This window comes from Mycobacterium sp. 4D054 (assembly GCF_052245755.1).
GTDB lineage: Bacteria > Actinomycetota > Actinomycetes > Mycobacteriales > Mycobacteriaceae > Mycobacterium.
Window position 1 is genome coordinate 41612 of record NZ_JBQQCF010000024.1, and the last position, 24683, is coordinate 66294.

22 protein-coding genes and 2 pseudogenes are annotated in these 24683 nt (G+C 65.5%); 12 read left to right on the top strand and 12 right to left on the bottom strand.

Features of this window, described 5'->3' with window-relative positions:
- Positions 1–165: 165 nt before the first annotated feature.
- Together ACTWP6_RS17945 and ripB are read left to right on the top strand one after the other, a co-directional pair.
- Positions 166–627, top strand: a pseudogene (locus ACTWP6_RS17945) (L,D-transpeptidase); the annotation flags it as partial.
- A 519-nt stretch (positions 628–1146) separates the two neighbouring features.
- On the top strand, positions 1147–1917 hold the full coding sequence (gene ripB / locus ACTWP6_RS17950; protein ID WP_222878219.1) for an NlpC/P60 family peptidoglycan endopeptidase RipB: 771 nt from the start codon (positions 1147–1149) through the stop codon (positions 1915–1917).
- Positions 1918–1972: 55 nt separating this feature from the next.
- Here ripB and ACTWP6_RS17955 read toward each other — a convergent pair whose 3' ends face one another.
- The 4 genes from ACTWP6_RS17955 to ACTWP6_RS17970 all read right to left on the bottom strand — a co-directional run bounded on the left by ACTWP6_RS17955 (position 1973) and on the right by ACTWP6_RS17970 (position 4963).
- Entirely contained in the window at positions 1973–2647 is a 675-nt protein-coding gene (locus tag ACTWP6_RS17955; RefSeq protein ID WP_222878220.1) for a winged helix-turn-helix transcriptional regulator, read from the bottom strand.
- A 283-nt stretch (positions 2648–2930) separates the two neighbouring features.
- Positions 2931–3851: a M56 family metallopeptidase gene (locus ACTWP6_RS17960; protein WP_222882357.1), complete on the bottom strand. Its 921-nt coding sequence runs from the start codon at positions 3849–3851 to the stop codon at positions 2931–2933.
- Positions 3851–4207, bottom strand: coding sequence for a BlaI/MecI/CopY family transcriptional regulator (locus ACTWP6_RS17965; protein ID WP_222878221.1), 357 nt, complete (start codon positions 4205–4207; stop codon positions 3851–3853). The genes ACTWP6_RS17960 and ACTWP6_RS17965 overlap by 1 nt, the downstream gene beginning before the upstream one ends.
- Positions 4208–4702: 495 nt before the next feature.
- Entirely contained in the window at positions 4703–4963 is a 261-nt protein-coding gene (locus ACTWP6_RS17970; protein ID WP_443188420.1) for a hypothetical protein, read from the bottom strand.
- 18 nt (positions 4964–4981) lie between these two features.
- Between ACTWP6_RS17970 and ACTWP6_RS17975 the strand changes: the two are divergent.
- Positions 4982–6050: pseudogene (locus ACTWP6_RS17975) on the top strand (NlpC/P60 family protein); the annotation flags it as partial.
- Positions 6051–6054: 4 nt separating this feature from the next.
- On the opposite strand, the gene ACTWP6_RS17980 reads toward ACTWP6_RS17975, so the two are convergent.
- Positions 6055–6279 carry a hypothetical protein gene (locus tag ACTWP6_RS17980; RefSeq protein WP_235733798.1) on the bottom strand — a complete coding sequence of 75 codons (225 nt, stop codon included), beginning with the start codon at positions 6277–6279 and terminating at the stop codon, positions 6055–6057.
- Positions 6280–6416: 137 nt separating this feature from the next.
- Between ACTWP6_RS17980 and ACTWP6_RS17985 the strand changes: the two genes are divergently transcribed.
- Both ACTWP6_RS17985 and ACTWP6_RS17990 read left to right on the top strand, forming a co-directional pair.
- Positions 6417–7163 (top strand): response regulator transcription factor, encoded by a 747-nt coding sequence (locus tag ACTWP6_RS17985; protein WP_222878223.1) that lies wholly within the window; start codon positions 6417–6419, stop codon positions 7161–7163.
- Positions 7160–8344 (top strand): HAMP domain-containing sensor histidine kinase, encoded by a 1185-nt coding sequence (locus ACTWP6_RS17990; protein WP_222878224.1) that lies wholly within the window; start codon positions 7160–7162, stop codon positions 8342–8344. Before ACTWP6_RS17985 ends, ACTWP6_RS17990 begins: the two co-directional genes overlap by 4 nt.
- Before the next feature lie 20 nt (positions 8345–8364).
- On the opposite strand, the gene ACTWP6_RS17995 is transcribed toward ACTWP6_RS17990, so the two are convergent.
- The gene (locus ACTWP6_RS17995; protein ID WP_222878225.1) at positions 8365–9054 is read right to left on the bottom strand and encodes a DUF305 domain-containing protein; all 690 of its coding nucleotides are present in this window, start codon (positions 9052–9054) and stop codon (positions 8365–8367) included.
- Between the two features lie 290 nt (positions 9055–9344).
- Entirely contained in the window at positions 9345–9656 is a 312-nt protein-coding gene (locus ACTWP6_RS18000; RefSeq protein WP_235733799.1) for an alkylmercury lyase, read from the bottom strand.
- 278 nt (positions 9657–9934) lie between these two features.
- Here ACTWP6_RS18000 and ACTWP6_RS18005 point away from each other — a divergent pair, with 278 nt between their 5' ends.
- Positions 9935–10525 carry a methyltransferase family protein gene (locus ACTWP6_RS18005; RefSeq protein ID WP_222882359.1) on the top strand — a complete coding sequence of 197 codons (591 nt, stop codon included), beginning with the start codon at positions 9935–9937 and terminating at the stop codon, positions 10523–10525.
- Positions 10526–10531: 6 nt separating this feature from the next.
- Here the strand turns inward: ACTWP6_RS18005 and ACTWP6_RS18010 are convergent, their stop codons facing one another.
- A complete protein-coding gene (locus ACTWP6_RS18010) occupies positions 10532–11293 on the bottom strand; it encodes a class A beta-lactamase-related serine hydrolase (RefSeq protein WP_222878227.1) in 762 nt (253 codons plus the stop codon).
- A gap of 263 nt (positions 11294–11556) precedes the next feature.
- Here ACTWP6_RS18010 and ACTWP6_RS18015 point away from each other — a divergent pair, with 263 nt between their 5' ends.
- The 5 genes from ACTWP6_RS18015 (at position 11557) to ACTWP6_RS18035 (ending at position 15927) form a co-directional block, all read left to right on the top strand.
- The gene (locus tag ACTWP6_RS18015) at positions 11557–11943 is read left to right on the top strand and encodes an ArsR/SmtB family transcription factor (RefSeq protein WP_222878228.1); all 387 of its coding nucleotides are present in this window, start codon (positions 11557–11559) and stop codon (positions 11941–11943) included.
- Positions 11936–14053, top strand: a complete 2118-nt coding sequence (locus tag ACTWP6_RS18020) for a heavy metal translocating P-type ATPase (RefSeq protein WP_443188416.1) — start codon at positions 11936–11938, stop codon at positions 14051–14053. The genes ACTWP6_RS18015 and ACTWP6_RS18020 overlap by 8 nt, the downstream gene beginning before the upstream one ends.
- A gap of 88 nt (positions 14054–14141) precedes the next feature.
- Positions 14142–14504, top strand: a complete 363-nt coding sequence (locus ACTWP6_RS18025) for a DUF3703 domain-containing protein (RefSeq protein WP_268968783.1) — start codon at positions 14142–14144, stop codon at positions 14502–14504.
- A gap of 6 nt (positions 14505–14510) precedes the next feature.
- A complete protein-coding gene (locus ACTWP6_RS18030; protein ID WP_222878231.1) occupies positions 14511–15113 on the top strand; it encodes a hypothetical protein in 603 nt (200 codons plus the stop codon).
- Positions 15114–15267: 154 nt separating this feature from the next.
- Positions 15268–15927 (top strand): DsbA family protein, encoded by a 660-nt coding sequence (locus ACTWP6_RS18035; RefSeq protein ID WP_222878232.1) that lies wholly within the window; start codon positions 15268–15270, stop codon positions 15925–15927.
- A 580-nt stretch (positions 15928–16507) separates the two neighbouring features.
- Here ACTWP6_RS18035 and ACTWP6_RS18040 read toward each other — a convergent pair.
- Both ACTWP6_RS18040 and ACTWP6_RS18045 read right to left on the bottom strand, forming a co-directional pair.
- Positions 16508–18436, bottom strand: coding sequence for a cytochrome c oxidase assembly protein (locus tag ACTWP6_RS18040; RefSeq protein ID WP_310833618.1), 1929 nt, complete (start codon positions 18434–18436; stop codon positions 16508–16510).
- Positions 18437–18550: 114 nt separating this feature from the next.
- A complete protein-coding gene (locus ACTWP6_RS18045; RefSeq protein ID WP_222882361.1) occupies positions 18551–19321 on the bottom strand; it encodes a cytochrome c biogenesis CcdA family protein in 771 nt (256 codons plus the stop codon).
- Between the two features lie 176 nt (positions 19322–19497).
- Between ACTWP6_RS18045 and ACTWP6_RS18050 the strand changes: the two genes are divergently transcribed.
- Complete coding sequence (locus tag ACTWP6_RS18050; RefSeq protein ID WP_222878234.1) at positions 19498–20454, top strand: L,D-transpeptidase; 957 nt, start codon at positions 19498–19500, stop codon at positions 20452–20454.
- A 416-nt stretch (positions 20455–20870) separates the two neighbouring features.
- Here the strand turns inward: ACTWP6_RS18050 and ACTWP6_RS18055 are convergent, their stop codons facing one another.
- Together ACTWP6_RS18055 and ACTWP6_RS18060 are read right to left on the bottom strand one after the other, a co-directional pair.
- Positions 20871–21692, bottom strand: coding sequence for a cyclase (locus tag ACTWP6_RS18055; protein ID WP_222878235.1), 822 nt, complete (start codon positions 21690–21692; stop codon positions 20871–20873).
- Positions 21689–24247, bottom strand: coding sequence for a heavy metal translocating P-type ATPase (locus ACTWP6_RS18060; protein WP_222882362.1), 2559 nt, complete (start codon positions 24245–24247; stop codon positions 21689–21691). Before ACTWP6_RS18060 ends, ACTWP6_RS18055 begins: the two co-directional genes overlap by 4 nt.
- Positions 24248–24683: the final 436 nt, after the last annotated feature.

The following is a 24683-nucleotide window of genomic DNA, read 5'->3' on the forward strand; positions in this document are numbered from 1 at the left end:
ATTGTCGCGGTGGGGCTGGCAGCAGGTCTTACTGCCTGCTCGTCCTCCGAGGAGGAGGACGGCCTGCTGGTCTACAACGCGCAGCACGAGTCGCTGACCAAGGAGTGGATCGACGCCTTCACCAAGGAGACCGGCATCAAGGTCACCTATCGCCAGGGCGGCGACACCGCCGATGACGCCACCAAGACGATGACCGTGCGGCGCAACGGCGAAGTCGTCAAAACCATGCCCATCTCCATGGGCAAAGCCAAAACGCCCACCGACAACGGCAACTACATCATCGGCGACCGCTACTCATTCCTGGTGATGGATTCGTCCACCTACGGCGTCCCCTTCAACTCACCCGACGGCTACCGCACCGAGGTCGAATGGGCCACCCAAATGTCCTACAGCGGCATCTACGTGCACTCAGCGCCGTGGTCGGTGGGCAGCCAAGGCATCGCCAACGTCAGCCACGGATGCTTCAACATCAACCCGGCCAACGCCCGCTGGTTCTACGACAACACCCGACGCGGCGACATCGTCGAAGTCATCAACACAACCGGCCCCACACTGTCGGGAACCGACGGCCTCGGCGACTGGAACATCCCCTGGGAGCAATGGAAGGCCGGAAACGCCAACCTCTAGGCAACGGAAGTTCTTGACACCGAGCCGACATGGCTTCAATGCCCGGCAGCGCTGAAACCCGTTATTCCGCAGCACATTCGGGATCACTGCTTAGACGCCGTTGCCGTAAGGGCGGTTGCCGGCGTGACTGGAGCCACCGACTCCCCGATGACCGATGGCGGCGCGTACCGCCGACGAGGCTTCAAATAACCGCCCGGGGCAGAATGTTGCTGACGCCCGACGACGGCCCATAGAGCTCCTTTCCGAGAAGCTCGCACATTTGAGTTAATCCGCGCACCATTCACGCGCGTCTTCCCGACCAATGAAACGGGGTTTCAGTCCAGTACTTGCCGCATTCAAGCGAACGGCCGCAGCGAATTTCACTACTGTAATTATGTGGCTGGTGTTACTAGTGGGGCTGTTGTGAGTTACGCTTTTCTACGTAGGAGCTACGTATTTTGGTGCTGCGCCGTACGTATGCGATCAGAGCCGCTATTGGTGCGTGAAGTAACTCACCGCCGGGCGCACCGAGGAGAAGACATGGGATTACACGTCTGGAGCAAGGGTGCGGCAATTGCCCGCACTGACCGCTGCGACCCGGAAATCCCTCTTGCGGGACGCGTTCGACGGCTCTCCGGTGTGATCGCTATCGTCGTCTTGCTTCTCCTCGCGTGCGCACCGGTCGCGTCGGCCCAACCTTCCGCCGGGCCGTGGGACCCATTGCTTCCGAAGATACCGAGCGCGGGCGCTCCCGGCGATCCGGTTGCCATCGCGAACGCATCCCTGCAGGCAACGGCCATGGCGACGCAGACGGCCATGAATATGGGTCGCAGCTTCCTCAGCAGCCTGGGAATCGTCAGCCCCGCCGCGGATCCGTCGACGAGCGTGCGCGGAAATCGGGTCAATGGTGCGCAGGCGATCGAGTACGTGATTCGCAGGGCGGGAACGCAAATCGGTGTTCCCTACTCGTGGGGTGGCGGAAGCCTCACCGGTCCAAGCCGCGGCGTCGACCAGGGAGCAGGCACCGTGGGCTTTGACTGTTCAGGCCTGACACGGTTCGCGTTCGCCGGCGTCGGTGTTCTGCTCCCGCGATGGTCTGGTGACCAGTACGACGCCGGCCGAAAGGTGCCGCCCTCCCAAGCGAAGCGGGGCGACCTGCTGTTCTGGGGGCCGGGCGGGAGTCAGCACGAAGCTATCTACCTGGGCGGCGGTCAAATGATTGAGGCACAGCAGACCGGCGTCCCGATTAAGGTCTCCCCAGTGCGAACAGGGGGCATGACGCCCTACGTCGTCCGGATTATCGAGAGCTGAGCGCGAGGCCCAATTAGCACGCTCGCAGAGCCGTTCACCTCAGCGGGTGACCGAATCAACCGACGAGACAGTAGCCGATGCCGCGGACAGTGCGGACGTAGCGCGGACAGGTCGGGTCGTCCCCGAGCTTGCGACGGAGATTGCCGACATGCACGCCCAGAGCAGCCCGACCGCCGGGATGCGAGGCTCCCCAGAGACTCTCTTGGAGTCGCCGGCACGTCACGGGTTCGCCCGGATGGTCGGATAGTGCCCGCAGGATCGCGAACTCTGTCCGAGTGAGCGTTACATCTTTTCCTCGCTGATACGCCCGCCGAGCCGCGACATCGACCACGAGGTCGTCGATTTGCCGTCGCTGCGTATCGTCGGCCGCACCGCACACGCCGATTTGCCTGAGCGCGCGTCTAATTCGTGTACTCAGCATTTCTGAGTCGCCGATCGCCACCACTGCGACACGTGACACCAGCGGCGCCATCTCTGCATCAGTAAGCGCGACTACGCCACCTTGTGCCACCTGACGAACACGGTCAAGGACAGCAGCACCCTGGTCCGTTGGCCCTACGCAGACCACTACCACGTCGGGGTCAACGACACGCAATGCGGTGAGTGCTGCGGTTTCCGAGCATGCGACCGTAACGGCGAAATCTCCGGCGTGCATACGGTGGGCCAGCATGTCGGCGTAGATGCGTCGCGGCTCAACGAGCAGAACGCGGATGCGGCCGGCGGCCGCCACCGGAGATGCGGCACTACCCGGTCCGAGGTGTGACTCGATGGTCGTGGCAGCCTCCTGTCGACGTCGCGCATCGCGGTTACTGGATTGCTTACGCGGGTTCTGACAACCAGCATATCGTGATCTACGATGTTACTACGTAGATCACAGCCCGGGCGCCCCCCGCATGTCGTCGACTATCCGCTTCCAGCCCGTGTTCTCGCGACATCCGATGTCGGCTATTTGGGTTTCAGTCGACCGCGTCGATGTCTTCGCCGCCGCAATCGTGTCGGCTGTCGTCAGGTCCTCAGTGGTGGCAGAGCAGCTGGATGAGAGCTGGTGTCGCAAGCATGGCGATGATCGCGGCAGCTAAGCAGATACGGTGGCGCCATCGCACATGGCGGCGCGTGGGGGTGACCAATCGTTCCGCTCGAGCGACGACCGCGGTTCCCGCTGCGGCGAGGCCTTCGCGCACAGGAGGTTGATGTCCGGCCAGAGCAATCAGCCCGGCAAGCAGAGGGCGAGTGCCGACGCGCCGCGCGGCGGTATCGTCGGCGCACATCTCCAGCAGTTCTGCTACAGAATGGCGTGCCGTAGCGAAAAGCGGCAGGCGGGGCAAAGTGACGGCGAGGGCACGCAGCCCCATGAGGATGTGGTGGTGGCGCCCCGAGATGTGGGCATCTTCGTGTGCCAGAACCGCTTTCAGTTGCGACCGGTTCAACGTCTTGATGGCCGCGGAGGTGACGATAATGGTGTTCAGGCGGCCGCCCACACAGTAGGCGGCGGGCCGGTCGGCGTCCACGACAACCACGTTGGGGTGACCGGTGGGCCGGCCAATGATCCGCGCGGCATGTGCGTGCTCGTTACTTCTCGCGCGTAGGCGGGACAGGCTACGGCTCATCCGGAGTCCTCCGAACCCTAACGTCAGGGTCCCCACACCGATGAGGGCAACAGATCCGATCCTGCCCGCCATCGGTGTGTGTTCGGAAAATCCGAACAGTTCAAGACACAGCGTCACCACCGCGCCAGTGCGAATACTGTCCGCCGTTGCACCGATGACCATCGAGACCGCGACCAGCCAAGCCGCCAGGGTTGCGGCGACCGTGATTAGCCATGCGGCGACTCCCATATGAGGGCTGATTCCCTGGCCGGTCATTCGCCGCAGAACCGGAGGAGCCAACCACGCAAGCGCACCCCCGTAAAGCAGCAGCCATAGCGCCGTAGTCATCATCGCCGCCCCCTACACGTAGCCGACTTCAGTTGCGCCGACTGCTCCGCACTCATCTGATCGACTACGACGAACACCGCACTGGTATCACCGCCGCAGTCGACAGCAGCCCGCATCAACCGCGCTGAACACCCCTCGTGGCCCATCGATGCCGGGTATACATAGCCTTTCCCACGGCGCTGAGTCCTCAGCCGACCCTCGCGGTACAGGTTGTCTATCGTCGGCATCACGGTGGTGTAGGACTGGCGCTCCCGGGAAATCTCGTCGAAGCCGTCGCCCACTGTGATGGACCTCGCGCAATCCCACACGCAATCCATGACCACTGCGTAGAGGTCGCCGAACCCTCGCTGTTCCATGCCGCGCCACTCCTGCTGTCCACGACGAGCTGGAGTACTTTGCCCATCGACCCCTACCAGACCCCCAATGTAGCGCCCGACCTCGAAAGTTCTGATGCGCCGCACCCGGCGTTCATGGCCTCGTCAGTGCATTCCACGCCGCCGTGCGGGCGGAGCCGATCACGCACGGGAGCTGTCAACTGGGCATCAGCTTCGCCGCAGCGCTGACAGACAATGATTGAGGGGCCGCCTGCGGGTTGGGTACGGAGCCTTGCAGAGTCGTTACCGACTTGAGACTGTGACAGGCGTTTCCCCTGGTGCGCAAGTGATGTACGTTCCAACTGTCTACTATCGTGCTCCGTACTTTGCTGGGCAGTAGGTCCGATCCGAGAATGCCGCGCGCTGGCCCTCGCTCGGTGGCCCGACGACGCTCAACCCAGGTGAGGAGATCCGATGCGTTGCCTCACTTCACTTCTCACTCTCTGCGCACTGATGTCGACGCTGATGCTCAGCCCTTCAGGTATCGCGGCTGCCGAACATGACGGCGCACCTGACGGCGACAGCAAGGACATTCCGTCCCTGGTTGCGGCTGTCGCCGAGGCGAATCAGCGGGTAGCCGATGTCGGTGCCGATATCCAGATCAAGCAAGAGGGCGTCAACAAGGCCCTCGTCGAGATTGCTGCTGCTCGCGACATTCTCGCGGACGCGCAGCGTGAGGTTGCCGCCAGTGAGCAGGGCCTCGCCGACAGTCAGGTGGCGATCGACGCCGCGCAACAACGCTTCGATCAGTTCGCCGCATCGAAGTATATGAACGGGCCGTCGGGTGCGCTGCCACTAGCAGACGGGCCGGAGGAAATCCTTACTGGAGCCTCGACGCAACAGAGCCTAATCATCAGCTTCCAGAAGGTCCGGGATGACCTCGTGCGCAGGCAGACCGATCACGCCAACAAGCTCTCAACCGCGACGGCTGCCCGGGTGCGCGCTGAGGGCGCCGCCGCCGAGGCGCAGCGCCGCCAGGACGACGCGGTCACCGCCCTTCAGGAGGCGCAGCAGACCTTCGCGGCACGGCAGGACGAAATCAATAGGCTTGCCGCCGAACGTGACTCGGCGCAAGCCCGACTCGGTGCCGCCCGGCCGGTAGCAGGGACCGCGACTGCGCCCACGGTTCCTCAACCCGGCGCCGCGCAAGGCACCCGGCGACCAATGGGACCGAAGCGACTCTTTGCCGGCCGACAATTCTGGCGCCGGCCTCTGGGACTCCACGCTGCCGATGGTGCCCAGCGCCAATGTGGCCGGCGACCCGGTAGCCATCATCAACGCGATCCTCAAGATCATGGCGACCTCGGTGCAGCTGACTGCCGACATGGGCCGAAAGTTCCTTACCAAACTGGGCATTCTCTCCCCGGCGGCCGCCGCCGCAGATCCCGGCATCACCAATGGACGCATCCCCAGCCTGAACGGCCGGCAGGCCTCTGAGTTCGTGATCCGACGCGCCATGTCACAACTGGGAGTTCCCTACTCGTGGGGCGGCGGCAACGCCAACGGTCCCTCTCGGGGCATCGATCAGGGAGCCAACACCGTTGGCTTCGACTGTTCCGGGCTCATGCTGTACGCCTTCGCCGGCGTGGGCATCAAGCTCGACCACTATTCCGGATCTCAGTACAACGCCGGCCGCAAAGTTCCGTCATCGCAGATGCGACGTGGTGATCTAATCTTCTACGGCCCCAACGCCAGCCAGCACGAGTCCATGTATCTCGGTGACGGCATGATGCTCGAAGCTCCCTACACCGGGTCCGTCGTCAAGATTTCCCCCGTGCGCACCTCGGGCATGACGCCCTACGTCACGCGCTTGATCGAGTACTGACACCTCACGGCGAGCGCTGCGGCGGTTGCACCGTTAACGCATCAGTCCGCCCCGCCGTGACCGCTGTGAACGGGCTCCTCCCCAATGCCTCACGCCGCTCGCTGCGGCGCGGGAACAGAGCCGTCGCGCCGGCGATGGCGGCGGCCCACAGCACGACGACGACGGCGCACAGGATCAGCCACGTGTGCCACCCGAGGCTGTTCGGGCAGACGTCCATCAGCCAGCTCATGTCGGGCCCTCCTCCATAGTGAGCGTCACCCAGCCGCAGGATGGAATCGGTATGGGTCTCGTAAAGATCTGCTGAAGATTGCGCCGTTCCGGAAGTCGTGCGCCGCCGCGGCCGCTTCGGCGGGCACCATATTGAGCATGGAGCACCACCCGGGTAGACCGCCTGAGCACGCTATGGGATACCGCGCGCTCGTCGTCGACGACGAACTGCCACTGGCCGAAGTGGTGGCTAGCTATCTACAACGCGATCAGTTCGAGGCCGTGGTGGCCGGCAACGGTGTCGACGCTATCGCTGTCGCGCGCGACTTCGATCCCGATGTCGTCATTCTCGACCTTGGCCTGCCCGGCATTGATGGACTGGAAGTCTGCAGACAGTTGCGCACGTTCTCCGACGCCTACGTCGTCATGCTCACCGCTCGTGATACCGAACTGGATACAGTGCTTGGTCTCACTGTCGGCGCCGACGACTACATCACCAAACCCTTCAGCCCGCGCGAGCTTGTGGCGCGCGTGCGGGCCATGCTGCGGCGACCCCGCGTCCTGCAATCGGCCACCGCAACCGCCGAACGTGAGGTGGCGCCACCGCGTCGGTTCGGTGCGCTGAGTGTCGACGTCGCCGCCCGTGAGGTTCGCATCGACGACGAACTAATCTTGTTGACTCGCACGGAGTTCGACATTCTCGAAGCTCTTTCAGGTCGGCCGGGCATTGTGCTGAGTCGGCGTCAACTTCTCGAGATTGTTCGCGACGGGCCCTGGGTCGGCAACGAGCACCTCGTCGACGTCCACATCGGGCATCTGCGGCGCAAACTCGGCGATGATGCCGCTCGCCCGCGCTTCATCGCCACGGTGCGAGGTGTGGGATATCGGATGGGGACCGGACAGTGAGTCCCCCGCCTGCGTCCACAGCTCGCCGACGTCGACGGAGGGGCCGTCCTGGTATCGGCTTGCGGCTGCTGGCGGCCCAAACGATTGTGCTGGCAGCCGGGGCCGCGACGACCGCGGTGGTGGCCGCCGTTGTCGGACCTCCGCTGTTTCGCGAGCATCTTCACCGCGCGGGGGTGCCGATGAACTCGCCAGAGGAAGTCCACGCCGAGGAGGCCTACGGCTACGCGACGGTGATCTCGATTGGGGGCGCCCTGGCGGTGTCGGCACTGGCTGCGCTTGCGGTCAGCTTCTATTTCAGTCGACGGCTCCAACGGTCCATCACCGAGGTTGCCTCCGCTGCTACCGATGTCGCTCAAGGGAATTACGACGTCCGCGTGTCATCGCCGCGCCTGGGCGACGATTTCGACGCGCTTTCCACTGCCTTCAACCAGATGGCTTCCCGGCTCCAAACTGTTGATTCGACAAGACAACAGCTCTTTGGCGACTTGGCGCACGAGATCCGCACACCGGTTGCGGTGCTGGAGGCCTATATCGAGGCACTCGAAGACGGGGTGCGCACTTTGACGCCGCAGACGGCGGCCATGCTGCGTGACCAAACCCGTCGGCTGGTGCGATTTTCCAATGACGTCGCCGCCCTGGCCAAGGCCGAGGAAAGTTCAGTTTCCATGTCGTACGCCAACATTGACGTCGACCGCTTAACCCACCGATGCGTCGCCGCGGCGCAGGAACGCTACGACAACAAAGGAGTTGCACTACGCGTACGCCTCCAGAAGGCGCTACCGCCGTTGTGGGCCGACGAGCAACGACTCTCCCAAGTCCTAGGCAATCTGCTGGAAAATGCGCTGCGGCACACGCCTTCCGGCGGCTCGGTCGAAGTCAACTGTGTCCGCGACGGCGACCGGTTGAGGATCGCCGTCGCCGACACCGGTGAAGGGATTGCCGCCGAGCACGTCAACCGGGTATTCGAGCGGTTCTATCGGGCAGACACCGCCCGCGATCGCGAGCACGGCGGCGCCGGTTTAGGGCTCGCCATCGCCAAAGCGCTGGTCGAGGCCCACGGCGGATCCATCTCGGTAATGAGCGGGGGCCCCGGCGGCGGCGCAACATTCACCCTCGCCTTGCCGATCACCCCGGAGCGCACCGAGCAAACCCCTGTCACGGCTGACTCAGCGCGAATCTGACCGGCAGGCGCCGCAACTCGCTACTTGTCCAGCATGCCCTGCATCGTGTCGATCTCCGCTTGCTGAGAGGACACGATGTTGCGCGCCATCTCGACCGCCGCTGGGAACTGGCCGTTGTCGATCTCCTGCTGCGCCATCATGATTGCGCCCTTGTGATGGGCGATCATCTGCGTCAAGAAAAGTCGGCTCGCCTCCGCGCCCTGCGCGTTCTGCAGCGCAGCCATGTCGGCTTCCGACATCATGCCGTGACCGCTGCCACCCATACCAGGCATCTTGCCCATGTCGCCGCTGGGCATCTGGTGAGCAGGCATGTCGTGGCCAGGCATAGCGGTGCTGGTCGCAGGTGCAGGTGCAGGCGAGGACGACGCCCCCCACTCCTGGAGCCAACCCTGCATCTGCTCGATCTCGGGGCCTTGAGCATTCTTGATCTCGTCAGCGAGTGAGATGACTTCGGGATCGATGCCCTGCTTGCCGAGAAGCATGTCGCTCATCTCGATCGCCTGCTGGTGATGAGGAATCATGCCTTGGGCGAACGTCGCATCAGCGTCGTTATGGGTAGCGTCGCTGCTGGCAGCGCTGGGCGAGGCCGATGGTGCCGCCGGGCTGCTGGTCGATGACTGAGAGTCTGTTGTCGCATTCGAACAGGCGCTGACGATCAGGGCCGCCGCCGCTATCGCCGCAAACCCGGTTCGGTATCGCTTGTGCTGCATCGCACATCCTTTCTCAGACATCTTCCTGACACCATGCGTCCACACACACGGCAAGCGCTCTCGCCGCCTCGGTCCAGCCTCAGGACTCCGCGTATGGGTCGGTTCGAGTTCCGATGAAGATTCGATGAAGACGCCTCACCAACCCGTCGGTACGCGCCGCGCGCTCGGGCGATCCAGCGTCACGCCGCAGCCGGTTCAGTCATTGCCCGCGACCGGAAGGAGTCAGTGTGCAGCTCGGTAGATTCAGGCCGCAATTCTGACCGAAGCCTTGGCCTGCCCGCACGCCGCGATCAGTCGATCGGCAGCCGCCGCCGCAATGCCTCCGCGAGCTGGGTAACCGTCGGCAAACCCGTCAAACCGGCATCGGTCTGATATAGCCGGCACGCCAACTCCATCACCGGCACCGCATCGTCAAAAGCGTCTATGCCATCGACGAGAATCGTTGGAGAGCCCGCGAACGACAAGGCCGCCGCCTCATCATCCGTAGCGACCCGCCGATACGTGATCTCGACGTCGACCAGTCCAGCTGCTGCCGCGCCCACATGGGCACCGGCTTCCCGCCAATTCGGACACCCTTCGACATAGACGATCTCCACTCTCATGTGCCAATGGTGCGCGTACCGAGCCGGTGATGTCATCGGCAGGGGGCATCACCGCCAACTACGGACATGTCCGCACCAGCAGAACCGGTGTCCCGGGGAAGTCTCACCGATTGGACGCGGGGATATGGCCGGCTTACGCGACTCGCGCCATCAGAGTTAGCGCCGGGCCTGCGGATCAATCCCATCCTTCGGATAGTTGCACATATTGCAATGTTTGCATATGTTTGATTTTGGAGGTGGTTGCGGTGGCTGCAATAGGTGCTCTAGTTCTGTATTTGATGTTCGTCGCACTCGGGTTCGGCTGGCGGAGTTGGCGCCAGTATCGGCTTACTGGTTCCACCGGCTTCCACGGAATCAGCGGCCGGCCGGGCTCACCGGAATGGGCCGCCGGCGTCGGGTTCGTTGTGGCCATGGTGCTCGGTCTCCTCGCGCCGGCTTTGCAGGTGTTTGGCGTGCTAGCCCCACTCGCTGCTTTCGAGGCCTGGGGGCTTCAGGCATTGGGGTCCGTGTTGGCGCTCGGGGGTCTCGCCGGAACGCTGTACGCGCAGAACGACATGGGCGATTCGTGGCGGATAGGCGTCGATCCGCAGGAGGCTACGACCCTGGTGCGCCGCGGCGCGTTCGCGGTTGTGCGCAACCCAATCTTCACGGCGATGCTGTCGTTCGCGACCGGCGTAGCGTTGATGGTCCCGAATGTGTTGGCGCTGGCTGCATTGATTCTTCTAGTCGTGGCGATCGAATTGCAGGTCCGCGTGGTGGAGGAGCCATACCTCGTTCACACGCACGGGGACGCCTATAAGTCCTATGGACAAGCCGTCGGAAGGTTCCTCCCCGTTCTGGGACGTTTTCCTAAGGTCCGTTGGTGGTGAATCCCGCTAAGCGGGCGCCAGCAGAATCTGCGCCAGCCGCGTGGTCGTTTCCACGCCGTCGTCGTAGGCGCCTTCGCCGTTGAGCGAGTTCATGATCGCCAATGTGTAGCGTTGTCGAGGGCCGGCGAAACCGACGCTGCTGACGACCCAGCCGCCCTGTTCTTGGGACCACCCGTTCTTGTTGCCGGGAGTCATGGCCGCGCCCGCTCCCCACACTCCCCACTGCTGGTTGGCGTCGAGGTGTTGCATCTCCGACACGATGGCCGCGGTTTGGGCCGCAGGCAAGCTGGTGAGGGTGTAGTTCATCAGCCGGTCGAGGTCTTCGCTCGTGGCCTTTTGGAAACCCCAGTACGGGTAGGTGCCGCTGAACCCCTGCTGCGGTTGCAGGTTGGTAAGTCCGTACGTGGCGAAATTGCGGTTGAACGCCATGTTGTCGGGTCCGCTGTAACGTTCCCAAAGCGTATCGGCAGCGTCGCTGTCCGATGAGTGCATCATGTTGGCCATGAGTTGGCGGTCGGCCGGGGTCAAGGCGATCTGGCCGGCGCGAGCCCGAGTCAACAGATCAACCACCATCGCTAGCTTGATAGTGGATGCGGTCCACATCATCGTGGTAGCCGCGTCGTTGCGGTGAGCCTGTCCGGTCGTCCGGTCGCGAAGCACATAGCCCACCGTGCCGGGACGAGTGGCGAGGTAGGCGTCTGCCTGCGCGATGCGCTGTCCGATCTCAGCGGCGGCGACGGGTGTCGGCGCGCAGAGCAACACGGTCATAGCGACAAGTCCGGTGACGACGGCTCTCACGCGCGTAGCTTGTCAGCCCCACGGGCATCAGGGCCGACGGCACGCCGGGTAAGCACCGGTTCCTACTATCCATCTCCGTACATGCAGGCCTGCGAATGGCAGGGGTGCCGCCACGAGGCAGCCCGAGCTCGGCTCGTGTCCCGTTCGACGTAGGAAGCGCTGCGCTCCCTTTGCACGCCGGCCCGGTGGAGCCCCACCCTTTCGGACATATTAACGTCCGTTAGTATGTTCGGATGAGTGAGCCGCAGCTTGATCACTGCGATCTGTTGTGCTTGGACCTGCCCCATGCCGAGCGAATCCGTTCCCGGCTACCGTCACTCGTCGACGCCGAATCACTGGCAACCGCGGCGCGGGCTCTGAGCGACCCGACGCGACTGACCATCGCCTCAGCGCTGCTTGCCGGCGAGGAACTGTGTGTATGTGACGTGGCCTGGGTGGTCGGGCAGTCGCAGAACCTCGTATCCCACCACCTGCGGCAGCTCAAGATCGCCGGTCTGGTGACTTCTCGGCGGCAAGCCCGGATGGTGATGTACCGACTCACCGACCGCGGCCGATCCTTTACCGAGGCCGTGCTGGCGCACGGATACCGCCAACCGGCCTCTGAGGCACGCCATGTCTGACCCATGCTGCGGGCCCGCGGCCAATGGAGTCGATACCGAGCCCGGATCGGGACCGGACAAGTGGTGGGGAGTCCGCGAACTGCAGCTGGCGGCCCTGGCGGCGGCGTTGCTCCTCGGCGGCTGGGCGTTGCACCGAAGCGGTCTTTCCTCCATCGGCATGGGACTTGAGCTCGCGGCGGTTGCCGCCGGGGCCGCAACGTTCGCGCCGGGAGCCGTTCGCCGTCTTCGACACGGCCGCGTCGGCGTTGGCACGCTGATGACGATCGCCGCGGTCGGCGCCGTGGCGCTTGGACAGGTCGAAGAAGCCGCGCTGCTCGGAATCCTGTTCTCCGTCGCCGAAGGACTCGAGCACTACGCCGTCACCCGAACCCGCCGAAGCCTGCGCGCCCTGCTGTCGCTCGTGCCGCCAACGGCGACCGTGATCCGCGACGGCCACGAAATCCCTGTGCGCCCCGACGATTTGCTCATCGACGACGTGATGGTGTTACGGCCAGGAGACCGTGCCGCCACCGACGGCGTCATCACCTCCGGTCGCACCAGCTTGGACGTGTCGGCGATTACCGGAGAATCGGTTCCAGTCGAGGCAGGACCCGGCGGTGAGGTGCATGCCGGTGCGATCAACGGCGGCGGGGCGGTCGAAGTCGCCGTCACCGCCGTCGCCGCCGACAGCTCGCTCGCCCGCATCGTTCACATCGTCGAACAGGCTCAGGAGCGCAAGGGTGCGGGTCAGCGGTTGGCGGACCGGATCGCCCGCCCTCTCGTCCCAGCGATCATGGTTCTGGCCGCCGCTGTTGCGGCGTTTGGCGCGCTGGTGGGCGAGCCGATGCTGTGGCTCGAACGCGCGCTCGTGGTCCTCGTCGCCGCCTCACCCTGCGCTCTGGCCATCGCGGTGCCACTCACCGTTGTGGCCGCCGTCGGCGCTGCCAGTCGACAAGGCGCCCTCGTCAAGGGAGGCGCCGCCGTCGAGGAACTCGGACGCATCGCCGTGATTGCCCTCGACAAGACGGGCACGCTGACCCGAAACAGCCCCCAAGTGATAGAGACGGTGACCGCCAGCGGCGTCAGCGAGGCCGAAGCCCTGCGCCTCGCCTGCGCAGTCGAGTCCCGTAGTGGGCACCCCCTGGCCCGGGCAATCACCGACGCTGCAGGCCGCGACATCGTCGCGGCTGAAGACGTGATTGCCGTTGTCGGCCATGGCATCAGTGGCCGCGTCGAGGGTCGCAGGATCCGTTTGGGGAAGCCGGGCTGGGTCGCGGCCGGAGAATTCGCCGCCGACGTCGTGCGCCTCCAATCGGCCGGGGCGACAGTGGTCCTGCTCGAATGCGACACCGTGGTGGTGGCGGCGATCGCGGTCCGCGACGAGCTGCGCCCCGAAGCGCCGGAAGTGATACGGCAACTACACGAGCTGGGCATCACCACCGCGATGCTGACCGGCGACAACTCCCGCACGGCAACGGCCGTGGCCGAAGCCGCCGGCATCACTGTCGTGCACGCCGACCTGCTTCCCGAAGACAAAGCACGCCTGCTGTCCGAACTCTCCGGCGGCCGGCCCATCGCCATGGTCGGCGACGGGGTCAACGACGCCCCCGCACTGGCCACCGCCGACATCGGCATTGCTATGGGCGCGATGGGCACCGACGTCGCCATCGAAACCGCCGATGTCGCGCTGATGGGCGAAGATCTGCGTCACCTCCCCCAAGTCCTCGCTCACGCCCGCCGAGCCCGCAAAATCATGCTGCAGAACATCGGACTGTCGCTGGCGATCATCACCATCCTCATTTCCCTCGCCGCCTTCGGGGTTCTCGGGCTGGCCACCGTGGTATTGATCCACGAGGCGGCAGAAGTACTCGTCATCCTCAACGCGATCCGCGCCGCACGCACCCATCCCCTACCCGGCGTCGAACCGCAGCGGATAGCTGCAGCGGCGGCGCACCACGTCACCCTCCCCACCTCCCCGACACCCGTCGATGCCTGCTGCGCCCCGACGCCGGCGCCCGGACCGGTGGTCCTTGATCGTCGGGAAACCTGCAGCGGCGGATGCACCTGCTGCGCTGCGGAACCCACGAATCCCCGTGACGAGTCGACCCGTCGAAGTGAACACCACTGGTGATGGTGCGACCGCGAAATGCCTTCGCCGCGGCGATCGACCTACTGCCGAACCGGAATTGGTGTTGAGCAGCACCGCGCACACTCGTCGTCTGTGCCGGTCGGGCGCAGCGCCGTCGCGCCGCCCCCGGGACGCGTATCGGCGGGAGATGGCCGCTGCAAAGCGCACACGATCCGCCAGGCAGCGGTGGCGGCATCTGGAACGGGCACACATCGTGTCGCAACCCGACCCTTGGCTACACACCTGCAATCACGCGGCGATGCTGGCCTTGGCGCTGCGCCACCGAGACCGTCGCGAAGCTTTCGGCCAGGTTGTTCGCCTGATCGTCGCTGCGCCGGGATCGCTGACCGTGCGCTATCCCGGGGGCAACACCGATCGGGTCGACGCGGGCCTCATGACCCCGATGGCCGCGCCTGCCGATCTTGCCGCACTCGTGGGCGGGCGAAGGGACTGAAGGACGATGGCGGTCACGACGTCGAACCAGAACGCGCGGCCGTGGCCGGCCGTCGCCGCCGCAGTCGCGCTAACGACCGCGGCGTTGAGCGTGGGCTATTGGGCGCTCGGGCTGGCAACCATGCTCATCTTTACCGCCGGGTTCGTCGGGGGCTTGCTTCTGTGGCTGGTGTGGCCGAGTGGCGGCGGCTGGGCCGACATTCGCGCGCCGTATTGGATCGCCCTGTTGTTGTTCCTCGCCCACCGCGTCGAAGAGAAGCAGATGGGGTTCTTCGCATTCCTAGCGGCGGTCACGGGTGTGCCGACCCCTGCGGTGAACTCGGTGCCAGTGGTGCTGCTCGTCGCCGTCTCCGCGGGCGCCTGGCTGTTGGTTCCCGTCCTCATGCGGCGCGGCCGCCCGATCGGCCGATACCTGGCATGGACGTTCTTCGCCTCGTTGGGCCTCACGGAGTTGGCGCACTTTGTGGTGTTCCCGTGGCTCGATCCCGGAGGGGCCGGCTACGTGCCCGGAATGTGGACCGTCGTCGCTCTCGCGCCGGTCGCCTGGTGGGGAATGTGGCGTCTCACTCGACGGCCGTCCATCGAATCCGCGCCCCAACGTCCGATCTAGCGCCAGCCGAGGGCTTGGCCGATCTACGGTCTTCCACCGTATATAGTCGGACACGCGTTGCTCAACCGCGGGCGCGGTTCGGGTCGGTGCTGCGGTACGGGGCTGCGCCGGCGCATCACAGACGTTCGGTGAAACTTATGAAGGACGCATTCCAATGGCACCTCTCACACGCATTCTGCTGACCGTCTTCGCGGTCATCACCATGATCATCGGGGTTGGCGTGTATCTCTCGACCCAGGACAAGGACGCCCCCACCTCCGCGCAAGGCCAGGGTGAAGACGTCGGTCAGCTGGTCCGGGACAACAGTCGCCGCCTCACCACCGTGCCGAACAGCGATGTCACCTTCGTCGAGTTCCTCGACTTCGAATGCGAAGCGTGTCGCGCGGCCTTCCCGATGGTCGAACAGCTGCGCGCCGAGTACGGGGACCGCGTCAACTTCGTCATCCGCTACTTCCCCATTCAGTCTCACTTCAACGCAGAGCGGGCGGCGCGCGCGGTCGAGGCGGCCGCCCAACAGGACAAGTTCGAGCCGATGTACAAGAAGATGTACGAGACGCAGAGCGAGTGGGGCGAACAACAAACTCCGGCGGACTCTCGATTCCGCGGATTCGCAGCCGAACTCGGACTCGACATGGCGGCGTTCGATGCCGCCTACAACGACCCCGCCACACTCGACCGTGTCAATGTCGATGTCGCTGACGGCAAGGCCCTCGGGGTCAAGGGCACACCGACCTTCTTCATCGACGGAACCGAAGTGGAATTCAGGAGCTACGACGACTTGAAGGCCGCAGTCGAACAGGCATTGAACGGATAGCCGCGGTGACTGCCGAAAGCTCTCGGCGCACCGGTTCCATACCTCGGGACGTGTGCGGGCGCGAACATGAAAGCAGCACCCCGCGTCGACGGCGATCTGAGGGGTCGACATCGACCGCAGTACACCGATCTCGCGTTGGGTGACAGGGAGATGGCTTCTGCGCGAAGTCGGTCCGTCGCGGTGAAGTCTCGCTTCGACCTCAGTACGCGCCGTCTCGAATCGCCTCTGCGTGGTGGGCGACCATCAGTGCGAGATGCAAGCGGTTGGCCAGCTGCACTGGTTCGGATGATGATGATGATGATGGTTGATGCCGGGCCCCGCACCCCCCGCCCCGCGTCATCTGATCGGCCGCCTGCCGGATCCTGACGAACACGGCTCGAGGGTGCTGTGGTCGGCGCCCGAGCTCTCACCGCAGACGGGACAATCCGACGGCCTGGGCATGGCCCGAAATCATCTGCGGGAGAAGGGCGTCCCTGTGAACGGGCGAGAGCATTGCGCGATACCGGGTCGGGGCCCCGCACGCGCCTAGCCCGAGGACCAATGTGATGCAGCCGCTATGCCAACAATGCGGTCTCCGTCGTCATGAGCCCAGGCTCGGCGCAGCCGTCCTCTGCTCGATCGCAGTCGAGCGGCGGCGCCGCGCGATCAGTACCGCGAGCACCGCCAGCATTGCCACAACCCCGCCGGCGGCAATCACTTGACCTCCCAGCCGCTGGTCGCCCAGCAAGTTCGCATGCCAGCTCAGTCTCAAGGAGCGGTAGAAGGCGCCACCGAGAACCTCACGCATGTTCATCACCACGACCCCGGCAATGATGAACTGCGACAGCGCGAGAAACAGCATCGCGATCCGGCCCCGCTTGGGCATCGGCCGTGGTACCAGCGGCTCGACGCCGCCGACGGCGGTGAAGAACAGTGCACCGCTGAGCAGGAAGTACCCGATCATCAGCATGTGCGTGGCGTGTTCGCTTACGGCAGCATCGAAGACCACTTCGAGGCAGAGCCCGTACACGCCCACCACGAGAAGCGTCAGCGCCGTCCACGGATGAGCGATGAAACGCAGCAGTGACGAATTCAGCGCGCTGACCAGCCATTCGCGTGGCCCCGGCACCGCTTTGGGTTCGGCTGCCCGCAAGGCCCTCAGCGCGAGGGTCACCGGTGCGCCCTGCACGAGCAACACCGGCACCACTATTGTGAGCACCAATTGAGCGACGGCGTGCATGCTGAACATCGCCGCCATGTACATGCCGAGTCCTGACGAAGTGGCGAACAGCAAAACGACGCAGCCGATCAGCCACGATACGGTGCGCCGCGTTGACCACGGGGCACCGCGGCGAGCCAGCCGATACACCGCAGCAAGGTAGATGCCGGCCATGACGACCGCCGCCGTGCCGAATATCAGGTCGAACCGCCATTCGACGAACACCCGCGCGATCGTCGGCGCCTCGGTGAGGTCGAAGCCGAGCGCAGCCTCGGCCGGAACGGGTTCGCGCGTCACGGGCGGCGGTGGCGTGCGACCGAGCCCGACCGCCAGGCCGACTGCGACGCCAAACAGGGCGGCTTCTGTGAGTGCGAGCCGCAGCAGCGGTCGGCGCGACGTCGGATCACGCTGCAGCGCAACGATCGACGACCGCCGCTGTCGCCAGCCGATCACACCGAGGCCGGCCAGCGCTGTCACCTTGCCCACGACGAGGAGCCCGTAGGTGCTGTCGAAGATGGTCGACACGTCGATCCGGACCGCCGCGTTGACGAATCCGCTCACGGCCATCGACGCGAAGCACGACAGCGCCAGACCCGAGAAACGCCGGGCGGCGATGTCGGTGTGGCTGCCGCCGCGCAGCGCGTGCCCAAGCAGCGCCAGCAATCCGCCGGCCCACAATGTCCCGGCAACCAGGTGAATGATCAGGCTGTTGGTCGCGATGTCGTGTGAGCCGCCCGAGGAGGAGTGCCCTGTCACGGCCAGCGGCATCAACGTCGCCAGGGCGCCCGCCAGTAGGGCAGGCGTCCACGACCACCGCAGCACCGGCAGGCTCGCTACCGCGACGACCGCGGCCAGAATCGAGGTGGTGCGCCACGCCGCGGTGGTTTCGACGAGGTCGGCCGCCGACCATATGTCCAGCGGTGTGAGCTCGGTCAACGGCACCCCCGACACGTCGGAGATCGTCAGCGCCACCAACAGCGCAGCGCACATCGCCCAGATCGCGCAAGCGGCAGCGCCGATCCGAAGCGCCCGGTACCCGTCGACGTCGAGCACTCCACTTGCCTGCGGCGGAACGAGGAACGCCGCGAACAGGAAGTGTCCGATCGCCACCATCGCAGCGATCTCTCCGGCGGCGCGCAGGAAGGACAGCCCGTAGGTGGTGATCGGCCCGGGATCGCTCAGCCCGGTCACCACCAGCGCCTCGGGCAGAGCCTGGGCGCCGATCGCGGCAGCGGTAACGCCCGCTAGCAGTGCAACCCCGAGCAACACAGCCCGCACGACCCAGCGTCGGGGGGCAGCAGACGTGGCCATCACCGTCCCCATTCCCATCCCGCGGTCGATTCGCCATGACCGCCTCGGCGCTTCACGATCAGCACAGGTGTCCCCGGAAAGAGCGACGGCGCGGAGGGCTCGAAAGCGACTGCGTCATATCGGAAGTGTGGTGTTGCTGACGAACGCATCGCGCACCCATGACACCACCTCGTTCCACAGCCCGGTCAGCAGTGCGATGCCGACCGCGACGAGGAGCACGCCGCCGAAGACCTGGATTTGGCGGGTGTTTCGTCGCAGCCAGCCCAGTGCCCTCATTGCCCGTCCGGATGCCAGCGCGAATAGCACGAACGGAGCGCCCAGGCCCACACAGTAGGCGACGACGAGCACGATGCCGCGCGCGACGTTGGGCCCTTCGGTGGCAGATGCGACAGCGATGACCCCCGTCAGCGTCGGGCCCAAACACGGGGTCCAGCCCAGCCCGAACACCGCCCCCAGGAGCGGCGCACCCCACAGGGTGGACAACGACGTGGGCGTAAACCGCGCGTCGCGTTGCAGCGCCGGGAAGAAACCCATGAACACCAGACCCATCACGATTGTGACGACTCCGCCGATGCGCTGCAACAGCACCCCATTGGCGATAATCGTCGTCGTCAGACCCAGAATCGCGACGGTTCCCATCAGGAATACCGCCGTGAAGCCGACAACGAACAACCCCGCGGCCCCCGCCACCCGCAGACGTGCCCTGGCCAGCGGCTGGGCGCGCGCTTGGTCATCCACGCCGACCACCGCCGCGAGGTAAGACAGGTACCCGGGCACGAGAGGGACGACGCAGGGCGACGCGAACGACACCAACCCAGCTAACGCCGACACGAACACCGCGAGGAGAACGTGACCAGACGTAGCGATCACGGTGACACCATCCACGAAGTCCGACACCCTCCGCATCCACCGTTTCCGAATTCACGCATCGACGACGCAGTTCAGCAGCCACACTGCGGCGCCCGACGACGCCACATCATCTACTATTAAACTACGTAGCAACAAATCGTCGTCAGCCGCAGCGAGCATCGGTCGGCGACCAGTGGAACGGAGAGGCCCGTATGCGGTGCTCGCCAGCCAGGCAAATCTTGGCCATGATGACGACCGCTCTAGCGGCTGTGACTGTGCTGACGGCGCCGTCGGCCTCCGCCGAGCCACAGATACCCGTGCCCGCACCCGGCGACCCCCTCACGGTCCCCGACGCGGCAGCGCCGAATCCCTTCCTCCCACCGCTATCCGGCACTTTTCCCGGCCCATCGCCGACGGCTACCGAAGACACACCCCCCGGCCAGAACCCGGCGCCCTACCTCGGCCCACCGGTCTTCGCTCCCCCCACGTTCAACCCGACGAACGGCTCGACGGTCGGCGTCGCCAAACCCATCATCATCAATTTCCAACGGCCCATCGCCGACCGCACGCTGGCTGAACAAGCCGTCCACATCTCCTCCACCCCCGCGGTTCCCGGGAAGTTCTACTGGATGAGCGCGACTCAACTCAGATGGCGGCCCATCGACTTCTGGCCCGCCAACACCACGGTCAGCATCGATGCCAGCGGCACGAAATCGAGCTTCCGCACCGGCGACTCGTTGGTGGCGACTATCGACAACGCCACCCTCCAAATGGAGGTCATGCGCAACGGCACACTGGAGAAGACCATGCCGGTGTCATTAGGAAAGCCGGGATACGAAACACCCAACGGCACCTATTACGTGCTCGAAAAGTTCGCGGACATGGTGATGGACTCCTCCACCTACGGTGTGCCGATCGACGCAGCCGAGGGGTACAAGCTCAAGGTCAAAGACGCGGTGCGCATCAGCAACACCGGCATCTTCGTTCACGGCGCGCCCTGGTCAGTCGCCGATCAGGGCAAGCGCAACGTCAGCCACGGGTGCCCCAATTTGAGTCCAGCCAATGCGCAGTGGTTCTACGACAACTTCGGCAGCGGGGACCCGGTCGTCGTCAAGAACTCCGTCGGTACCTACGACGAAAATGACGGAGCCCAGGACTGGCAGATCTGACGTCCAAGCCAGAAACGCCCAGCGGTCACACGCCGCACCCCGCTCGGCACCTTCGCGAAACCGCGCGCGCAAGACCAAAAGCGCGATCGTCACCCACATCACCAAACCCGCTCCCCAGCGAACGCAACCCGGTACCCATAGAGGTCCTCGGCAGCGCCATCCCGCACAAACGATGCTGACGCTCTGTCCCGCCCATCGCCGTCGGTGGTTTCGTCGAACGCGACAGCGCCCGTATGCGAGCGCTCGCGCCAAGACACACCATCCATGTCTGCGACTTATCAAGGAAACCACCGTCCCTCGGCGATGGGTGTCGATGAGCAGCGGGTCCGTTTCCCGCCACCGGGTGACCGGTTAGGTCCCGGCGCGACCTACGTTGTCGGCGAACACTATTCGTGACACGAGGTCATCTTCGGCCTCTACGGGAAGGTTGACGGAGGTGAGGTCGACTCGGCATTCCGGCCGCGGGGCGAGGACGCCCGCGCGCCGAAGTGCGCCGCAACCTCACCGACGAACGACTGCGTGGTCGGCGGGTCCTCATCGCCAGAGGGCGGGCGCACATCACCGACGCGACGCGCGAATTGGCGTAAACAGGCCGTCGAACAGAAGTAGAACCGGTAGGTGTCTTCCTCGTGCGCGATCGTCAACGGTTGGGCGTCTGTCGTGACGTGCATCCGACATATCGGATCGACGTGCTCCTGGTGGCGGGTTCCGACGTCGAGGGCGAACGCTTCCACCAGCGCACCGACGTTCCGCAACCGAAGCGGGCCCAACGACGTCATCGCCAGGAGGTCGGTTCCCCGAAGCGCGGCCGCGGCCGCGGCGTTGCCGACAATCTGGCCTGGCTTGGCGACGGCGGCCAGTCTGGCTGCAGTGTTGACCGTCGACCCGAAGACGTCACCGCTGCGCTTCACCACCGCCCCAGCACAGATGCCGGCGCGCAACAATGGAAAGCCGTCGATGCCACTGGTCTCGTCGTGGAGTCGCCGGAGGAAGGCCAGCGCCGCGGTGGGGTCCGAACTGGTGATCATCACGGCATCGCCGAGGGTCTTGATCATGTCGTCGCCGGGCCCGAGGACCCTGGCGGCTGTGGTGGCGAACCGATCTGCCAGTTCGGCAGCGCGATGATCACCGTGGGTCTCGGTGAAAGCAGTGAACCCAGCGATGTCCACGAAGATGACCACCGTGTCCACGTCGGCATGCTCGAATTCATCTGCGGCATTGGACGGGTCGATCGTCATGGCGTCTCTTCTGCACGCTCAACGCGCGGCGCAGCTGGGGTGACCGACTGCATAGGCATCCCGAGCAGGCGCAACGCATTGGCGACGACGATGAGCGTCGAGCCTTCGTGGATGAGCACGGCGGGACCGATGCCCAGGCCGAAGACCGTCGCCGGGATGAGGACCGCGACGATTCCGAGACTTGCCCACAGGTTCTGCTTGATGACGCGCGAGGAGCGGCGGCTCAGGCTCACCGCAAACGGCAACGCGCGCAAGTCGTCGGCCATCAGTGCAACGTCAGCGGTCTCCAACGCCACGTCGGAGCCCGCCGCCCCCATCGCGATACCCACGCTCGCGCCGGCCATGGCGGGCGCGTCGTTGACGCCGTCGCCGACCATCCCGACGCGGCCGTGGCGTTCCCGCAGGGCGGCGATCTGGGCCACCTTGTCCTCGGGCATCAGATCGCCGCGGGCGTCGGCGACACCGACTTCGGCGGCGACGGCATCGGCCACCCGCTGGTTGTCCCCCGACAGCATCACGGTGTTCTTCACGCCGAGTGCGGCAAGACGTGCGATGACCGCCGACGCCTCCGGCCGAGGAAGGTCCATCAATCCGATCGCGCCCAACCAGCGGTCGCCCGCGCGGACGAGCATCGTCGTGCGACCCGCCTGCTCAAGACGATTCACCTCGGCCGCCAGCTCAGCCGGCGGGGGCTCAGCGGCGTCGGTGAACAACTCGGTCTTGCCGATGCAGACCTCGACCCCATCGACGGACGCGACGATGCCGCGGCCGATCACGGCACGGACGTCGGTCGCGCGGGGTGTCACCGCCCCGGCCAGGCGCGCGCGGCCGTCGCGGACGATGGCTCGGGCGAGCGGATGGTCGCTTTGTTCCTCAACGGCAACGGCGATCCTCAGCAATTCGACGTCGCCGCTGTCTGCGGTGGCGCAGACAGCGGCGATCCGGGGCCGCCCCTCGGTGAGGGTGCCGGTCTTGTCAAAGGCCAGCACGTCGACCCGGCCAAGTTCCTCCAGCGCGGCACCGCCCTTCATGAGGATGCCGGCCCGCGCCGCCCGCGCTACCGCCGACAACACCGCGCTGGGCGTGGCAATCGCCAGCGCACACGGGCTGGCCGCCACCAGGACGGCAAGCGCCCGGTACACCGTGTCAGTGAACGGCTCGCCGATCACGAACCCGGCGAAGAGCAGCAGGACCACACCGACCAGGATCGCGGGCACGAAGATCCGCTGGAAGCGGTCGGTGAAACGCTGCGTGGAGGTGGTCTTGGTTTGCGCCTCGGCCACCAGACGCACCACTCGGGCCAGGGTGGAGTCACTGGTGAGCCGGGTCACCTGAATCTCGATGGCGCCGGCGCCGTTGATGGTGCCGGCGAACACTCGCGATGCCGCGTCGATGAGCTCGGGTGACGCCGCAGCTGCCGCCACGTCCGGGACCGGATTCTTGTCGACGGGCACGCTTTCCCCGGTCACCGGGGCTTGATCGATACTGCTGCTGCCTGCCACGACGAAGCCGTCTGCGGCCAGACGCATGTTGGGGCGCACGACGACGATGTCCCCAATGCGCAGGTCCGCGACGGACACTTCGACGGTATCGCCGGTGCCGCCGCGTCGCACCAGCGCCGTCTTGGGGGCGAGTTCGGCGAGCGCTTCGATCGCCCGGCGAGCCCGGCCCATCGCATAGCCCTCGAGTGCGTGTCCGACACTGAAGAGGAACAGCAGGAGCGCGCCTTCGGCGACTTCGCCGAGCGCCGCCGCACCCGCAGCGGAGACGAGCATGAGGAAGTCGATCTCGAACCGGCCCTGCCGCACACTGACGAAGGCTTCCTGCACGGTGAAGAACGCGCCGAAGAAGAACGCCAGGCCGTAGACCACCACCTCGGCCGACCGTGGCGTATCGGCGAAGGCGGCCAATAACCAGCCCGTGAGTAGGAGCGCGCCCGCCAGTCCCGCAAAGACCAGTTCGGTGCGTTCGCCGAAAATCCCGCCGTGACCGTGTTGATGGTCGGCGTCGTCTCCGTCGTGCGCGACGGCTGCTTCCGCGTCCGCGGCGCTCCCCGACGGCGCCACCTGCGTGGCGATCACGTCTACGAGTTCCTGGGCGGTCACCGTCGTCCGCTCGAACTCCAGCTCGACTGAATCTGGTGTCGCGGCTGCGGCGACGACGCCGGGGATCGTCGACAGCGTGTCGACGAGCGCAGTGCGCATCGCCATATCGTCATGAGTGCCTGTGGTCGACCACCGCAGGTGCCCATACGTCGACGTAATCGTGTCGGCCGCCTCCAGAGCCCGCCGCCGCACTTCTGTCGCGGACGCAGCCTCGGTGTCATAGTGCACGCACAGGCGGGGTTTGGGCGTGTCGCCGTCGATAACGTGGGCCTGTTCGATGATCCCGTCATCCACCAGGCCGCGCGTCAGGCGGTCAGCGCAGCGTTCGTCGCTGTCGGGAAGCAGGTCTGTCAGGTCGAGTGCCAGGGTCCTATTAGTGGGCGCCCCGTCCGCGCCGAGGCGACCTACCTTCTCGCCGTTGCGATCTACCATACATGCAATAATACGCATGTGTGCATATGACTCGTCAACCCCAATTGCGCGAACCCGCGCCCGGCGGCATCCGCCGACGTCGACGACACGCATGCAACCCGACAGATTCAAAGGCGAGCGCCGGCGCCGCCGAGAGACCCTCTCCGACGCCCCCAGGGGAACCGCTGTGTGGCAGAACGTCTTCGTGCCGCCAACGGCTCGGCGAGAAACCCGTGTAGACGGACTGACCTACCCGAGGTCTGTTGCCCCGCAACCAATGTGGCGCGAAGGCGCCCGCGCCTCACTCGGATCGCCGCATTGGATATCGACGGCGCCATTTGGCTGCAGGGCCGCCAGCGCACCCGCACGCATTGGCTACACGAATAATCCTGCCGGCGTTGCAAGGCGCTGCCGGGGAACGGGTGAGCTGCACTGTCTACCAACGGTGACCGGGGCCTGAGGATGCTTTCGATGG

Excerpts from the sequence above, each read along its gene's own strand:
- ACTWP6_RS17980 (WP_235733798.1), bottom strand. The coding sequence starts at position 6,279 with ATGAGCTGGCTGATGGACGTCTGCCCGAACAGCCTCGGGTGGCACACG.
- ACTWP6_RS18015 (WP_222878228.1), top strand. The coding sequence starts at position 11,557 with ATGAGTGAGCCGCAGCTTGATCACTGCGATCTGTTGTGCTTGGACCTG.
- ACTWP6_RS18035 (WP_222878232.1), top strand. The coding sequence starts at position 15,268 with ATGGCACCTCTCACACGCATTCTGCTGACCGTCTTCGCGGTCATCACC.
- ACTWP6_RS18050 (WP_222878234.1), top strand. The coding sequence starts at position 19,498 with ATGCGGTGCTCGCCAGCCAGGCAAATCTTGGCCATGATGACGACCGCT.
- ACTWP6_RS17995 (WP_222878225.1), bottom strand. The coding sequence starts at position 9,054 with ATGCAGCACAAGCGATACCGAACCGGGTTTGCGGCGATAGCGGCGGCG.
- ACTWP6_RS17965 (WP_222878221.1), bottom strand. The coding sequence starts at position 4,207 with ATGGAACAGCGAGGGTTCGGCGACCTCTACGCAGTGGTCATGGATTGC.
- ACTWP6_RS18030 (WP_222878231.1), top strand. The coding sequence starts at position 14,511 with ATGGCGGTCACGACGTCGAACCAGAACGCGCGGCCGTGGCCGGCCGTC.
- ripB (WP_222878219.1), top strand. The coding sequence starts at position 1,147 with ATGGGATTACACGTCTGGAGCAAGGGTGCGGCAATTGCCCGCACTGAC.
- ACTWP6_RS18005 (WP_222882359.1), top strand. The coding sequence starts at position 9,935 with ATGTTCGTCGCACTCGGGTTCGGCTGGCGGAGTTGGCGCCAGTATCGG.
- ACTWP6_RS18040 (WP_310833618.1), bottom strand. The coding sequence starts at position 18,436 with ATGGCCACGTCTGCTGCCCCCCGACGCTGGGTCGTGCGGGCTGTGTTG.
- ACTWP6_RS18055 (WP_222878235.1), bottom strand. The coding sequence starts at position 21,692 with ATGACGATCGACCCGTCCAATGCCGCAGATGAATTCGAGCATGCCGAC.
- ACTWP6_RS17960 (WP_222882357.1), bottom strand. The coding sequence starts at position 3,851 with ATGACTACGGCGCTATGGCTGCTGCTTTACGGGGGTGCGCTTGCGTGG.
- ACTWP6_RS18020 (WP_443188416.1), top strand. The coding sequence starts at position 11,936 with ATGTCTGACCCATGCTGCGGGCCCGCGGCCAATGGAGTCGATACCGAG.
- ACTWP6_RS18000 (WP_235733799.1), bottom strand. The coding sequence starts at position 9,656 with ATGAGAGTGGAGATCGTCTATGTCGAAGGGTGTCCGAATTGGCGGGAA.
- ACTWP6_RS18060 (WP_222882362.1), bottom strand. The coding sequence starts at position 24,247 with ATGCGTATTATTGCATGTATGGTAGATCGCAACGGCGAGAAGGTAGGT.
- ACTWP6_RS17985 (WP_222878223.1), top strand. The coding sequence starts at position 6,417 with ATGGAGCACCACCCGGGTAGACCGCCTGAGCACGCTATGGGATACCGC.
- ACTWP6_RS18010 (WP_222878227.1), bottom strand. The coding sequence starts at position 11,293 with ATGACCGTGTTGCTCTGCGCGCCGACACCCGTCGCCGCCGCTGAGATC.